Annotated in this window: 13 protein-coding genes; 9 read left to right on the forward strand and 4 right to left on the reverse strand. The window is 61.4% G+C overall.

Features of this window, described 5'->3' with window-relative positions:
• The first annotated feature begins 3 nt into the window (after window positions 1–3).
• The 9 genes from mrdA (at window position 4) to ACZRN6_RS21695 (ending at window position 9569) form a co-directional block, all read left to right on the forward strand.
• The gene (gene mrdA / locus ACZRN6_RS21655; protein WP_464008811.1) at window positions 4–1902 is read left to right on the forward strand and encodes a penicillin-binding protein 2; all 1899 of its coding nucleotides are present in this window, start codon (window positions 4–6) and stop codon (window positions 1900–1902) included.
• Window positions 1903–1933: 31 nt separating this feature from the next.
• Complete coding sequence (rodA, locus tag ACZRN6_RS21660; RefSeq protein WP_464008834.1) at window positions 1934–3037, forward strand: rod shape-determining protein RodA; 1104 nt, start codon at window positions 1934–1936, stop codon at window positions 3035–3037.
• A 17-nt stretch (window positions 3038–3054) separates the two neighbouring features.
• Window positions 3055–4068, forward strand: a complete 1014-nt coding sequence (mltB, locus tag ACZRN6_RS21665) for a lytic murein transglycosylase B (protein ID WP_322147714.1) — start codon at window positions 3055–3057, stop codon at window positions 4066–4068.
• Window positions 4068–5066: a septal ring lytic transglycosylase RlpA family protein gene (locus tag ACZRN6_RS21670; protein WP_322147713.1), complete on the forward strand. Its 999-nt coding sequence runs from the start codon at window positions 4068–4070 to the stop codon at window positions 5064–5066. Before mltB ends, ACZRN6_RS21670 begins: the two co-directional genes overlap by 1 nt.
• Window positions 5067–5251: 185 nt before the next feature.
• Window positions 5252–6409: a D-alanyl-D-alanine carboxypeptidase family protein gene (locus ACZRN6_RS21675; protein ID WP_322147712.1), complete on the forward strand. Its 1158-nt coding sequence runs from the start codon at window positions 5252–5254 to the stop codon at window positions 6407–6409.
• Between the two features lie 84 nt (window positions 6410–6493).
• Complete coding sequence (locus ACZRN6_RS21680) at window positions 6494–6769, forward strand: DUF493 domain-containing protein (RefSeq protein WP_076014087.1); 276 nt, start codon at window positions 6494–6496, stop codon at window positions 6767–6769.
• Window positions 6769–7416 carry a lipoyl(octanoyl) transferase LipB gene (lipB, locus tag ACZRN6_RS21685; protein ID WP_322147710.1) on the forward strand — a complete coding sequence of 216 codons (648 nt, stop codon included), beginning with the start codon at window positions 6769–6771 and terminating at the stop codon, window positions 7414–7416. Before ACZRN6_RS21680 ends, lipB begins: the two co-directional genes overlap by 1 nt.
• A 2-nt stretch (window positions 7417–7418) precedes the next feature.
• Window positions 7419–8438, forward strand: coding sequence for a lipoyl synthase (gene lipA / locus ACZRN6_RS21690; protein WP_416152094.1), 1020 nt, complete (start codon window positions 7419–7421; stop codon window positions 8436–8438).
• Window positions 8439–8633: 195 nt separating this feature from the next.
• Complete coding sequence (locus ACZRN6_RS21695) at window positions 8634–9569, forward strand: S66 peptidase family protein (RefSeq protein WP_464008812.1); 936 nt, start codon at window positions 8634–8636, stop codon at window positions 9567–9569.
• A gap of 129 nt (window positions 9570–9698) precedes the next feature.
• Here ACZRN6_RS21695 and ACZRN6_RS21700 read toward each other — a convergent pair whose 3' ends face one another.
• The 4 genes from ACZRN6_RS21700 to ACZRN6_RS21715 all read right to left on the reverse strand — a co-directional run bounded on the left by ACZRN6_RS21700 (window position 9699) and on the right by ACZRN6_RS21715 (window position 13017).
• Window positions 9699–11024 (reverse strand): lytic murein transglycosylase, encoded by a 1326-nt coding sequence (locus ACZRN6_RS21700; protein ID WP_464008813.1) that lies wholly within the window; start codon window positions 11022–11024, stop codon window positions 9699–9701.
• Window positions 11025–11085: 61 nt separating this feature from the next.
• Entirely contained in the window at window positions 11086–11250 is a 165-nt protein-coding gene (gene arfA / locus ACZRN6_RS21705; RefSeq protein ID WP_003176285.1) for an alternative ribosome rescue factor ArfA, read from the reverse strand.
• An 84-nt stretch (window positions 11251–11334) separates the two neighbouring features.
• A complete protein-coding gene (holA, locus tag ACZRN6_RS21710) occupies window positions 11335–12372 on the reverse strand; it encodes a DNA polymerase III subunit delta (RefSeq protein ID WP_322147704.1) in 1038 nt (345 codons plus the stop codon).
• Window positions 12373–12411: 39 nt separating this feature from the next.
• Complete coding sequence (locus tag ACZRN6_RS21715) at window positions 12412–13017, reverse strand: LPS-assembly lipoprotein LptE (RefSeq protein WP_464008814.1); 606 nt, start codon at window positions 13015–13017, stop codon at window positions 12412–12414.
• Between the last annotated feature and the right edge of the window lie 56 nt (window positions 13018–13073).

The following is a 13073-nucleotide window of genomic DNA, read 5'->3' on the forward strand; positions in this document are numbered from 1 at the left end:
CTGATGACCCAGCCGATCCGCATCAAGGACCACGAGAAAGACGCACGTCTTGTACGCGCGCGGGTGGTGTTCGGCGCGATTTTGGTGGTGGTATTGCTGGGTGTGCTGATCGCCCGCCTGTATTTCCTGCAGGTGATCCAGTACGACTATCACTCCACGCTGTCGGAAAACAACCGGGTGCACGTGCAGCCGATTCCGCCGACTCGTGGGCTGATTTTCGACCGTAATGGTGTGGTGGTCGCGGATAACCGGCCCAGCTTCAGTCTGAGCATGACCCGCGAACGCTCCGGCGACTGGCAGCAAATCCTCGATGTGATCGTGGAGGTGCTGCAGCTGACGCCGGAAGACCGGGTGATCTTCGAAAAACGCATGAAGCAGGGGCGACGGCCATTCGAGCCGGTGCCGATCCTGTTCGAGCTGACCGAAGAGCAGATCGCCCGGATCGCGGTGAACCAGTTCCGGCTGCCGGGTGTGGAAGTGGTGGCGCAGTTGGTGCGTCACTACCCGCAAGGGGCGCACTTCGCGCATTCGGTCGGCTACATGGGCCGGATCAACGAGAAAGAGCTCAAGACCCTCGACCCGGTCAATTACAGCGGCACCCATCACATCGGCAAGACCGGCATCGAGCGCTTCTACGAGCCGGAACTGCATGGCCAGGTGGGTTACGAGGAAGTCGAGACCAACGCCCGTGGCCGCGTGCTGCGGGTGCTCAAGCGCACCGACCCGGTGCCCGGCAAGGACATTGTCCTGAGCCTGGACATCAAGTTGCAGGAAGCCGCGGAGATGGCCCTGGGCGGTCGCCGTGGCGCGGTGGTGGCGCTGGACCCGAACACCGGCGAAGTGCTGGCGATGGTCAGCCAGCCAAGTTTTGACCCCAACCTGTTTGTCACCGGGATCAGCTTCAAGGCTTACGCCGAGCTGCGCGATTCCATCGACAGGCCACTGTTTAACCGGGTTTTGCGCGGCCTGTACCCGCCGGGCTCGACCATCAAGCCAGCCGTGGCGATTGCCGGCCTGGACTCGGGTGTGGTCACGGCGTCGAGCCGCGTGTTCGACCCCGGTTACTACATGTTGCCCAACTACGATCACAAATACCGTAACTGGAACCGCACCGGCGACGGCTATGTGGACCTCGACACGGCGATCATGCGTTCCAACGACACTTACTTCTATGACCTGGCCCACAAGCTGGGGATTGATCGGTTGTCGACCTACATGGGCAAGTTCGGCCTGGGTCAGAAAGTGTCTCTGGACATGTTCGAAGAATCCCCAGGCTTGATGCCGTCCCGCGAATGGAAGCGAGCGACCCGCCGCCAGGCGTGGTTCCCGGGCGAAACCCTGATCCTGGGGATCGGCCAGGGCTATATGCAGGCCACGCCGCTGCAACTGGCCCAGGCCACGGCACTGGTGGCCAACAAAGGTGTGTGGAACCGCCCACACCTGGCCAAGACCATCGAGGGCGAACGCCCGGTGGATGAAAACCCGATTCCCGACATTGTGCTGCGCGACCCGTCCGACTGGACCAAGGTCAACCATGGCATGCAGCAAGTGATGCACGGCGCCCGGGGCACCGCGCGTAAAGCGGCGGTCGGTGCGCAGTACCGGATTGCCGGCAAGAGCGGTACCGCCCAGGTGGTGGCGATCAAGCAGGGCGAGAAATACGACCGCTCCAAGGTTCAGGAGCGCCACCGTGACCACGCCTTGTTCGTCGGCTTTGCCCCGGCCGACAACCCGAAAATCGCCGTGGCCGTGATGGTCGAGAACGGTGAGTCCGGTTCCGGCGTGGCTGCGCCCGTGGTGCGGCAAATCATGGATGCCTGGCTGTTGGCCGAAGACGGCAAGCTCAAGCCCGAATATGGCGGCCCCCCATCCAGCCTGGAGGCTACGGCCCTTGAAGAGTAATTTTGACCGCATCCTCTCCAGCGAGGATGTGATGCGCCGTCGTGCCACCTTGCTGCAGCGCATGCACATTGATGGCCCGTTGCTGATCCTGCTGCTGACCCTGGCCGCGGGCAGCTTGTTCGTGTTGTATTCGGCCAGTGGCAAGAACTGGGACCTGCTGATCAAGCAAGCGTCCTCGTTTGGTCTGGGCCTGTTGTCGATGGTGGTGATCGCCCAGCTGGAGCCGCGCTTCATGGCGCGCTGGGTGCCGCTGGGCTATGTGGCGGGCGTGTTGCTGCTGGTGGTGGTGGATGTGATGGGCCACAACGCCATGGGCGCCACCCGCTGGATCAACATCCCGGGGGTGATTCGCTTCCAGCCGTCGGAATTCATGAAGATTTTGATGCCGGCGACCATTGCCTGGTACCTGTCAAAACGCACATTGCCGCCCCAGCTCAAGCACGTGGGCATCAGCCTGATATTGATCGGCGTGCCGTTTGTGCTGATCGTGCGCCAGCCCGACCTCGGTACCTCGCTGCTGATCCTCGCGGGTGGCGCGTTCGTGCTGTTCATGGGCGGCCTGCGCTGGCGCTGGATCCTCAGCGTGCTGGCCGCGGCGGTGCCGGTGGCCGTGGCCATGTGGTTCTTCTTTATGCACGACTACCAGAAGCAGCGAATCCTCACGTTCCTCGACCCGGAGAGCGACCCGCTGGGCACCGGCTGGAACATCATCCAGTCCAAGGCTGCCATTGGTTCCGGCGGTGTGTTCGGCAAGGGCTGGCTGCTGGGCACCCAGTCGCACCTGGACTTTTTGCCGGAAAGCCACACCGACTTTATTATCGCGGTGATGGGAGAGGAGTTCGGCCTGGTGGGCATTTGCGCCCTGTTGCTGATTTACTTGCTGCTGATCGGTCGCGGCCTGGTGGTTACTGCCCAGGCGCAAACGCTGTTCGGCAAATTGCTTGCCGGCAGCCTTACCATGACGTTTTTTGTTTATGTTTTCGTCAACATCGGTATGGTCAGTGGCCTGTTGCCGGTGGTTGGGGTGCCGTTGCCGTTCATTAGCTACGGCGGAACTTCGCTGGTGACATTGATGTCAGCGTTTGGGGTTTTGATGTCGATCCATACCCATCGCAAGTGGATCGCACAGGTTTGAATAAGGTGAAGATGTCAATGCAAGTAATGCGCGGCTGGGCGGCTCGGCACGTGTCCTGGATGGGCCTGTTGGGCCTGCTGGGAGCCGCTGTGCAGGAAGCGCAGGCCGGCGACTATGACGGTTCGCCCCAGGTCGCCGAGTTTGTCGGTGAGATGACCCGTGACTACGGTTTCGCCGGTGAGCAGCTGATGGGCGTGTTCCGCGAAGCCCAGCGCAAGCAAGCCATCCTCGACGCCATTTCCCGGCCCGCCGAACGTGTGAAGCAGTGGAAGGAATATCGCCCGATGTTCCTCACCGACGCCCGCGTGGCGCGTGGCGTGGACTTCTGGCGCCAGCACGAAGCCGTGCTGGCCCGCGCCGAGCAGGAATACGGCGTGCCGGCCCAGGTGATCGTGGCCATCATCGGCATCGAGACATTTTACGGCCGTAATACCGGCAGCTACCGGGTGATCGACGCGCTGTCGACCTTGGGCTTCGATTACCCGCCGCGCGCCGAATTCTTCCGCAAGGAACTGCGCGAGTTTTTGCTGTTGGCCCGTGAAGAGCAGGTCGACCCGTTGACCCTCAAGGGCTCCTACGCGGGGGCGATGGGCTTGCCGCAGTTCATGCCGAGCAGCTTTCGCGCGTACGCCGTGGATTTCGACGGCGACGGCCATATCAATATCTGGAGCAATCCCGATGACGCCATTGGCAGCGTCGCCAGCTACTTCAAGCGTCATGGCTGGGTAGCCGGCGAGCCGGTGGTGATTCGCGCCGACGTCACCGGCGACCGCGCCGATGAAGGCCTGACCCAGGGTATCGAACCCGCGAAGACGGTCGGGGAGTTGCGGGCGCTGGGCTGGTCGAGTCAGAATGCGCCACGCGATGATATGCCGGTGACGGCGTTCCGCCTCGAGGGCGAGAACGGTCCGGAATATTGGATGGGCCTGAAGAATTTCTACGCAATCACGCGTTATAACCGCAGTGTGATGTACGCCATGGCCGTGCATCAGCTGTCAGACATGCTGGTCCAAGCACGGGGCGTCAAGTAATGCCGGTATCACCGATGTACAAACCCCTGAAGCTGGTGGCTTACGCCGCATTGTCGTTATTGGTGGTCAGTTGCTCCACCAGTCGTGCACCGGTGCAAAAAACCGGTGGCACTGCCGTCCGCTCCCAACCGGGGCTGGATATCAACCGCGCCCACAAAGACGGCGCACCGTGGTGGGATGTGGACGTTTCGAAAATCCCGGATGCCACGCCAACCCTGCACACCGGCCCTTACAAGGCCAACCCTTATACGGTGCTGGGGAAAAACTACTTCCCGCTGCAAGACTCCAAGACCTACGTGCAATCGGGCACGGCGTCCTGGTACGGGACCAAGTTCCATGGCCAGAACACCGCCAACGGCGAGGTCTACGACCTTTACGGCATGAGCGCAGCCCACAAGACCCTGCCGCTGCCAAGCTACGTGCGGGTGACCAACCTAGACAACAACCGCACCGTGATCCTGCGGGTCAATGACCGTGGGCCGTTCTATTCGGACCGGATCATCGACTTGTCCTATGCCGCCGCGAAGAAACTCGGGTATGCCGAGATCGGCACGGCACGTGTGAAGGTTGAAGGTATCGACCCGGCCCAGTACTGGGCCCAGCGTGGCAAGCCGGCGCCATTGATGCTCAACGAGCCGCAAACCCAGCAGCCGCAAGTGACCGCGTCGGCCGGCAAGATCGAGCAGTGGACACCACCACCGGCGCAGCACGCCCCGGACACCGTTGTCGTCCCCCATGCCGCACCGGGGGCTTCTACCGTGGGTGGCCAGTACCTGCAAGTCGGCGCTTTCGCCAACCCGGACGCGGCAGAGCTGTTAAGGTCCAAGCTCAGCGGGATGGTCAGCGCGCCGGTGTTTATCAGCTCTATAGTGCGTAACCAGCAGACCCTGCACCGAGTGCGCATGGGCCCGATCGGTTCGCCAGGCGAAGTTGCGCAAGTGCAGAACAGTGTCCGCATGGCCAACCTGGGGCAACCCAGCGTGGTCACCGCTGAATAAGCAGTACAAAGGATTGATGGTTCAGGCTCGCATGCGGGTTTGAGTCTTGGTTGTTGGCTCGTTGAACAATAAAAACCCAGGGGCAAGGGGTGGGCGTACAACCGAACACGCGACAGTCTGGCGACGGGCTGTCTGAATAGTTTTGCCCGCGAGGGCAAGTTTCCATAAGCAATTTCGAGAGACGGATGAACATCACCACCTTAGCCAAACGCCTGTGCCTGCTAGTTCCGCTGATCATCACCCCTGCCGCGTGGGCGGTGGAAATGGTGCCGGCTTCACCGCAACTGGCCGCCAAGGCCTGGGTGCTCATGGATGCCGCCAGCGGCAACGTGCTGGTGGAGAACAACGGTGACCAGCGCCTGCCCCCAGCCAGCCTGACCAAGCTGATGACCGCGTACATCGCGACCCTGGAAATCCGTCGCGGCCAGATCGGTGAAAACGATCCGGTGACCGTCAGCGAAAACGCCTGGCGTACCGGCGGTTCGCGGATGTTCATCAAGGTCGGCTCGCAGGTGACGGTAAGCGACCTGCTGCACGGCATCATCATCCAGTCGGGTAACGACGCCAGCGTGGCCCTGTCCGAGCACATCGCCGGCAGCGAAGACGCGTTCGCCGACATGATGAACAAAACCGTGACTGACCTGGGCATGACCAACAGCCACTTCATGAACCCGACCGGTCTGCCGAACCCTGAGCACTACTCGTCGGCTCACGACATGGCGATCCTGGCTCGCGCGATCATTCGCATCGACCCGGTGCACTACGCGATCTACTCCCAGAAAGAGTTCTACTGGAACAACATCAAGCAGCCTAACCGCAACCTGCTGCTGTGGCGTGACAAGACCGTTGATGGTCTGAAAACCGGCCACACCGAAGAAGCCGGCTACTGCATGGTGTCGTCTGCTGTGCGTGACGGTCAGCGTCTGATTGCCGTGGTATTCGGTACCAACAGCGAGCAGGCCCGTGCGGCCGAGACTCAAAAGCTGCTGACTTATGGCTTCCGTTTCTTCGAAACCCAGACCTTCTACCAGAAAGGCACCGAGCTGGCTCAAGCCCCTGTGTGGAAAGGCGCGACCCATCAAGTCAAGGCCGGCCTGGCTGAAGACCTGACACTGACCATGCCTAAAGGCCAGCTCAAGAAGCTGGTGGCCAGCATGACCATGAACCCGCAACTGGTCGCACCGATCGCCAAGGGCGATGTCATCGGTAAAGTCGAAGTGAAACTGGACGACAAGGTGGTGCACAGCGCCGACCTGATCGCGCTGGACGCCGTCGACGAAGGTGGTATCTTCCGACGCGTGTGGGATAGCATCCGTCTATTCTTCTACGGCTTGTTCAACTGATAGTGTGCACCTGCAAAGCCCCGCGTTGATCTGACGCGGGGCTTTGCCGTCGCCACGGCTTACCGCTTACGAGGCTGTTCTGCCATGACCGATAAAGAAGTACAGGCGCCAAAGATCGAGTTCCCGCAAAAGGACTATCCGATCAAAGTGATCAGCGATACTGGCGTGGGCCGCAAAGACGCGGTGATTGCCATCGTGTTGAAGCACGCCGAGATCAATCTGGACAAGACCATTGATCGTCAAAGCAGCACAGGTAAGTACACCACGACCCAGCTGTATATCCTGGCGACCGATCAAGACCAGCTCTACAACATCAACAGCGAACTGCGGGCTACCGGCTTCGTGCACATGGTGTTGTGATGTCACAGACCCTGGGCTTTCGCGAGCTTGGCCAACTGGCATACGAACCGGTGTGGCACGCCATGCAGCGGTTCACCAACGAGCGCGGCACCGAAGCCCCGGACGAGATCTGGCTGGTCGAACACCCGCCGGTTTTCACCCAGGGCCAGGCCGGCAAGGCCGAGCATTTGCTGTTGCCGGGAGAAATCCCGGTGGTGCAGGTCGACCGCGGCGGGCAGGTGACTTACCATGGCCCTGGCCAATTGGTGGCTTATCTGCTGCTGGACGTGCGCAGGCTGGGGTTTGGCGTGCGTGAGCTGGTCAGTCGCATGGAGTCATGCCTGATCGAGCTGCTGGCCAGCTACGGCGTGACCGCGGCCGCCAAGCCGGATGCACCGGGGGTTTACGTGGAGGGTGCGAAAATCGCCTCCCTGGGCCTGCGGATTCGCCACGGGTGTTCCTTTCATGGCCTGGCCTTGAACGTGGACATGGACCTGGCGCCGTTTCGACGGATCAATCCCTGTGGTTACGCCGGTTTGGCGATGACCCAGTTGAGCGATCACGCAACACCACTAGAATTTGCCGAGGTAAGTGCCCGGCTGCGCGCGCAGCTCGTCAAACACCTCGACTATGCTGAGCAGACGACCCTAACGGGCGGAATCGACTGATTATGACTACTGATGCAGTGCAAACCATGATCCCGACGCTGGATGTTACCGAGCGTCCGGCCCCGCGTGCCAAGGTAGAAGCCGGCGTCAAGCTGCGCGGCGCCGAGAAGGTTGCACGCATCCCGGTGAAGATCATTCCGACCACCGAACTGCCGAAAAAACCTGACTGGATTCGCGTGCGTATCCCGGTTTCGCCGGAAGTCGACCGCATCAAGGCCCTGCTGCGCAAACACAAGCTGCACAGCGTGTGCGAAGAAGCGTCCTGCCCGAACCTGGGCGAGTGCTTCTCCGGTGGCACCGCGACCTTCATGATCATGGGTGACATCTGCACCCGTCGTTGCCCGTTCTGCGACGTTGGCCACGGCCGGCCGAAGCCACTGGACGTCAACGAGCCGCAAAGCCTGGCCATCGCCATCGCCGACCTGAAACTCAAGTACGTGGTAATCACCTCGGTAGACCGCGACGACCTGCGTGACGGCGGTGCCCAGCACTTTGCCGACTGCATCCGTGAAATCCGCAAGCTGTCGCCGAACGTGATGCTCGAAACCCTGGTCCCGGACTACCGTGGCCGCATGGACGTAGCACTGGAAATCACCGCTGCCGAGCCGCCGGATGTGTTCAACCACAACCTGGAAACCGTGCCGCGCCTGTACAAGGCTGCGCGTCCGGGTTCGGACTACCAGTGGTCGCTGACCCTGCTGCAGAAGTTCAAGCAGATGATGCCGCACATTCCGACCAAATCCGGCCTGATGCTGGGCCTGGGCGAAACCGACGAAGAAGTCATCGAAGTCATGAAGCGCATGCGCGAGCACGACATCGACATGCTGACCCTCGGCCAGTACCTGCAACCTTCCCGCAGTCACTTGCCGGTACAGCGCTTCGTGCACCCGGACGTGTTCGCCTGGTTTGCCGAAGAAGGCTACAAAATGGGCTTCAAGAACGTCGCTTCCGGCCCGCTGGTACGTTCCTCGTACCACGCCGACGAGCAGGCGAAACTGGTCAAGGCCAGCCTGGTTTCGTAAGTCTCGCCCTCACTGTAGGAGCGAGCTTGCTCGCGAAGGACTCAAGAGCACCGCGCGCATCCAGGATGCGCGCGTTATTGTTTACGACCTTCGCGAGCAAGCTCGCTCCTACATGTTGCAGTTAAGTCATCCTCTTCTGTTTACAACCATTGCTGTTTAGAGTGCCTTGGGCAATCCACACGAGGAGAACCATGGATGACGACTCAATTGACCACTTGTGCGGTACCTGCGCTGCGCGCCGAAGGCGTGATCGGGCTGATTGCCCCTGCCGGGCCGGCCGAGCTGGATACTGACAAGGCCATGCAATGGATGCGCGCCCGGGGCTATACGCTGCGGGTCTTTCCGGGTGTGGGGCAGCGGGACGGCTACCTGGCCGGTAGTGATGACGTACGCCTGAATGACTTGCATGCGGCGTTCGCCGACCCTTCCATCGACGCCATATTTTGCCTGCGCGGCGGCTACGGCACGCCGCGCCTGCTGGACCGCCTGGACTTTGACCTGTTGCGGGCCAACCCCAAACCGTTCGTGGGCTACAGCGACATCACCGCCTTGCACCTGGCGATCAACCGTTACGCCGGCTTCATCACCTTCCACGGGCCGATGTACAACGCTGACCTGTTAGGTGAAAAGCAACAGCCTACCGAGTCGTCACTGTTCAGCATGCTACGCGGGCAGGTGAAGGCTGGTAATCCGTTGACTCACCCGGTGGCCTACCCGTTGAGCACCGTCGAGCCAGGCATCGCCTGCGGGCGGTTGCTGGGCGGCAATCTCTCGATGATCGCGGCGGTGATGGGCACGGCCTACGAGATGGATGCCGAGGGCATCATTCTGTTTATCGAGGATGTGAACGAGCCGCTGTACCGCATTGACCGGTTGCTGACGCATTTGCGCCTGGCGGGGAAGTTGGCTCAGGTGGCGGGTGTTGTGGTGGGGGATGTGGCGGGGGTTGATAGCATTGCGCTTGAGCGCCTGCTGAAACAGACCTTCGAGCCGTTGTGCATTCCTGTGCTGTCCGGCTGGCGCAGCGGGCATTGCAACCCGAACCTCACGTTGCCGATGGGCGCGAGGGTGCGGTTGGATGCGGGGGAGAAGCGGTTGGTGTTGGAGCAGGATGTGGTGTTTAAGGCCTGAGATTTCTGCTGCTTCTCAAGGCCTCATCGCAGGCAAGCCAGCTCCCACATTGACCGTGTACATCATGAACGACGCGGTCAAAGGTGGGAGCTGGCTTGCCTGCGATGGCGGCAGTCGCCATACAACGATCTAGCGGCTCTGCAACGACTCCAGCAACTTCACCGTCGGATACCCATCCGCCGGCCAGCCCAGCGACTGTTGCGCTGCACGAATCGCCTTGCGGGTATTGGCACCGATGATGCCGTCCGGGTTGCCGGCATCGTAGCCATTGGCGCTGAGTACGGTCTGCAAATCCATCCGCTGTGAGCGCGTCAATGGCAGCTCATCTTTTGGCCAGCTCCCCCGAATCAAGCCGCCGCCACCAAACCTCTCCGACAGCAAGCCAACCGCCAGCGCATAGGACGACGAGTTGTTGTACTTGAGGATCGCGCGGAAGTTGTCCAGCACCAGGAATGCCGGGCCGCGATAGCCGGCGGGCAGCAGCAGGGCGGCGGAAAGCTGGTCTACGTTGGGCGGAACGCTGGCACCAGGCGGCACCTGAATCCCCAGTTTCAACCACTCGCCAACGGTTTTGCGCACGCTGCCATCGGCCAGGGCGTAATCGAAGTTCGGCGGCAGTTGCTGCACCTCAAAGCCCCACGGCTGACCCTTCTGCCAGCCGGAGCTTTGCAGGTAATGCGCAGTTGAGGCGAGGGCGTCGGCCGGGCTGTTCCAGATATCCCGGCGACCGTCACCGTCGAAGTCCACGGCGTGGGTGTTGTAGGTGGTCGGGATAAACTGGGTCTGGCCCATGGCCCCGGCCCAGGAACCTTTCATCTGGTCAGCGGCGATATCGCCATGCTGGATGATCTGCAGCGCCGCCAGCAGTTGCGCCTGGGCGAATGCCGGGCGACGGCCTTCATAGGCCAGGGTCGCCAGCGAGCGGATCACTGAATTGTTGCCCTGGAACTGGCCGAAATTACTCTCCATGCCCCACACCGAAACCAGCGCCTGGCGGTCGACGCCATAACGGTCCTCAATGCGTTGCAGAATGTCGGCGTACTTCACCAGCAGCGACTGGCCATTGCGCACGCGCAGCGGCGACAGCGCGCCGTCGAGGTATTCCCACACCGGGCGGGAGAATTCCGGCTGGCTGCGGTCGGCGCGAATCACCGCCATGTCGGGCACGACATTGGCAAAAGCGGTGTCGAAAACCTGTGGGGTGATACCGGCCTTCAAGGCGTCCACGCGAAAGCCCGCCTGCCATTCGGCAAAGGTCTGGGTCGGCTGGATATCAAGATTGTCTGCCACCAGTGGCGCAACGACGGCAGGCGCAGCTACCGGTGCAGTCTGGAGCGGGGGCAGGGGTTGGGCATCGGCGGCGGTGGGTTTTTCCGCGCAGGCGACTAACAGAATGAGGCTGGAGGCAGCGATCAGTTGGCGAAGGTGCCAACGACGAGAAAGACTAGAGGGCATGCACAGGTCCAGGGAATACGAATCAGGTACAGACCTTATCATGCCAGAGGGGCACTTGCCTTCAGGCAGCCAGAAAGTAAGAAGCCTCCCAGCTATTAGACTGGAAGGCTTCGCGGCGGTAGCTGCCTTTGCCCTTGCCGGCGCGTTCCTGGCGACTGCGGAACAACGGCTGGGCGATGATGGATTTGGCCTTGTTGGGGCCATGCTTGGATGGCTTTTTGCTCATGATGGGTACTCTTTGGCGGGTTGATGATGCGGTGCGAATCATCGGCCGAAGTTTGGATTCTGTCCAGCCCAGCAATACGTAGGACTATTCAGCAGGTAACGCCAGGCGCTGTCCAGACATCAAAAGTGACAAACGACTCAGGCTCATCCAGGGAGATCCTGCCGCCTGGCCTTTGATCTGCGCGTCAATGCGCTGGGCTTCCAGCAGCAATTGCGCCCAGCGTTGCGCCGAGTGCCGTTGCAGGGCTTTGCTGATCAGCGGCTTGCGCTTGTCCCACACCGGTGGCCGCGCTTGGCTGAACGCCTTGTCCAGGGGGATGCCTTGGCTGTACTGCAGGGCAATGTTGGCCAGCAAGCGTAATTCCCGGGCCAGGGCCCAGAGAATCACGGGCGGCTCGACGCCTTCGCCACGCAGCCCTTCGAGCATGCGCAGGGCGTGGGCGGGTTCACCGTTAAGGATCGCGTCCACCAGGCCAAATACGTCAAAGCGTGCGCTGTCAGCTACGGCACCTTGTACGGTTTCCACGGTGATCTGGCCGCCTTCTGCCATCAGCTTGAGCTTTTCGATTTCCTGGGCGGCCGCCAGCAGGTTGCCTTCCACCCGCGCTGCAATCAGCTCTATCGCGTCCTGGCTGGCGGTCAGCCCGGATTGCGACAGGCGCTGGCGAATCCACTGGGGCAGTTGGCTGCTGTCCACCGGCCAGATCTGTATGAACTGGGTCTGTGCACCTTCCACCAGCGCCTTGCCCCACTTGGTTTTCTGCGCGCTGCCATCGAGCTTGGGCAGGCTGATCAGCAACAACGTGTCTTCGGCAGGGCGTGCACAGTATTCCATCAGCGCCGCCGCGCCCTTGTCGCCGGGCTTGCCCGAAGGCAGGCGCAGTTCCAGCAGGCGTTTTTCAGCGAACAGCGACATGCTCGCCCCGGCCTGCAGCAGCGTACCCCAGTCGAAACTGGCGTCGGCACTGAACACCTGGCGTTCATCGAAGCCCTGTTGGCGGGCGGCAGTGCGAATCGCGTCCGCCGCTTCCTGGCACAGCAGCGGGTCGTCACCGCTGACGATGTAGACGGGCGCAAGGCTGCCTTGCAGGTGCTTGGCGAGTTGGGCGGGGGCAAGTTTCATAGGCGGGGCGAACGGGGCGCCTGGGGCGCCCCGTCTGGCTTACTCGACAGGGACTTCAGCAGGCGATTGCTTCGGCGTGTTGTCTTCGTACTCTTGCGCAGCTTTCAGCGCATCGGCATCCGCCCTGGCTTTGTTGTCGGCCATTTGCTGCAGTTTATCCAGTTGCTCCGGGGTGATCAGTTGCAGGCGCAGAACCATGCGCTGCACCAGTTCGCGACGCATTTCCTTGCGCACCTGGATGACTTCGGAGTCCGAACCCACCAGGTTGTTGCCGTCGTGGCTCACGACTTTCTGCACCTGGATCTTGTCGCCCATCAACGGCAGGTTGTCGTGGCCCTGGATTTCGAAGAAGAGCGTGGTGCTCAGTTCGATGTCCGAAGAGCGTCCGGCACTGGCGTAACTGAGGTTGCGCTGGTCTTCTTTCTCATCGGCCAGGTTCAGTTTGTAGGCTGCGCCCGAGTAGACCTTGACGCCGCTGCTTTCCAGGACCTGGCGCAGTTGTTGTGCGGTCTCGCCGTAGGAGTTGCGGGCGGTAACGTCCAGTTCCTTGATCGTCAGATCGGTGGTGCCGGTACCACGCAGCTGAAAGCCGCATGCGCTCAGTAGCACGGCAAGGCCCATAACCAGCAGATTGCGTTTGATCATTTTGATGCTCCCCTTGAAACCATGTGGGCCTTATCGAGGCCCTGGAGGTTTTGTTC

The sequence above is a fragment of the Pseudomonas sp. A125 genome, assembly GCF_055409485.1.

What these genes read in the sequence shown, in the direction of transcription:
- mrdA (WP_464008811.1), top strand. Translation starts at nt 4, where the DNA reads ATGACCCAGCCGATCCGCATCAAGGACCACGAGAAAGACGCACGTCTT.
- rodA (WP_464008834.1), top strand. Translation starts at nt 1,934, where the DNA reads ATGCGCCGTCGTGCCACCTTGCTGCAGCGCATGCACATTGATGGCCCG.
- mltB (WP_322147714.1), top strand. Translation starts at nt 3,055, where the DNA reads ATGCAAGTAATGCGCGGCTGGGCGGCTCGGCACGTGTCCTGGATGGGC.
- ACZRN6_RS21670 (WP_322147713.1), top strand. Translation starts at nt 4,068, where the DNA reads ATGCCGGTATCACCGATGTACAAACCCCTGAAGCTGGTGGCTTACGCC.
- ACZRN6_RS21675 (WP_322147712.1), top strand. Translation starts at nt 5,252, where the DNA reads ATGAACATCACCACCTTAGCCAAACGCCTGTGCCTGCTAGTTCCGCTG.
- ACZRN6_RS21680 (WP_076014087.1), top strand. Translation starts at nt 6,494, where the DNA reads ATGACCGATAAAGAAGTACAGGCGCCAAAGATCGAGTTCCCGCAAAAG.
- lipB (WP_322147710.1), top strand. Translation starts at nt 6,769, where the DNA reads ATGTCACAGACCCTGGGCTTTCGCGAGCTTGGCCAACTGGCATACGAA.
- lipA (WP_416152094.1), top strand. Translation starts at nt 7,419, where the DNA reads ATGACTACTGATGCAGTGCAAACCATGATCCCGACGCTGGATGTTACC.
- ACZRN6_RS21695 (WP_464008812.1), top strand. Translation starts at nt 8,634, where the DNA reads ATGACGACTCAATTGACCACTTGTGCGGTACCTGCGCTGCGCGCCGAA.
- ACZRN6_RS21700 (WP_464008813.1), bottom strand. Translation starts at nt 11,024, where the DNA reads ATGCCCTCTAGTCTTTCTCGTCGTTGGCACCTTCGCCAACTGATCGCT.
- arfA (WP_003176285.1), bottom strand. Translation starts at nt 11,250, where the DNA reads ATGAGCAAAAAGCCATCCAAGCATGGCCCCAACAAGGCCAAATCCATC.
- holA (WP_322147704.1), bottom strand. Translation starts at nt 12,372, where the DNA reads ATGAAACTTGCCCCCGCCCAACTCGCCAAGCACCTGCAAGGCAGCCTT.
- ACZRN6_RS21715 (WP_464008814.1), bottom strand. Translation starts at nt 13,017, where the DNA reads ATGATCAAACGCAATCTGCTGGTTATGGGCCTTGCCGTGCTACTGAGC.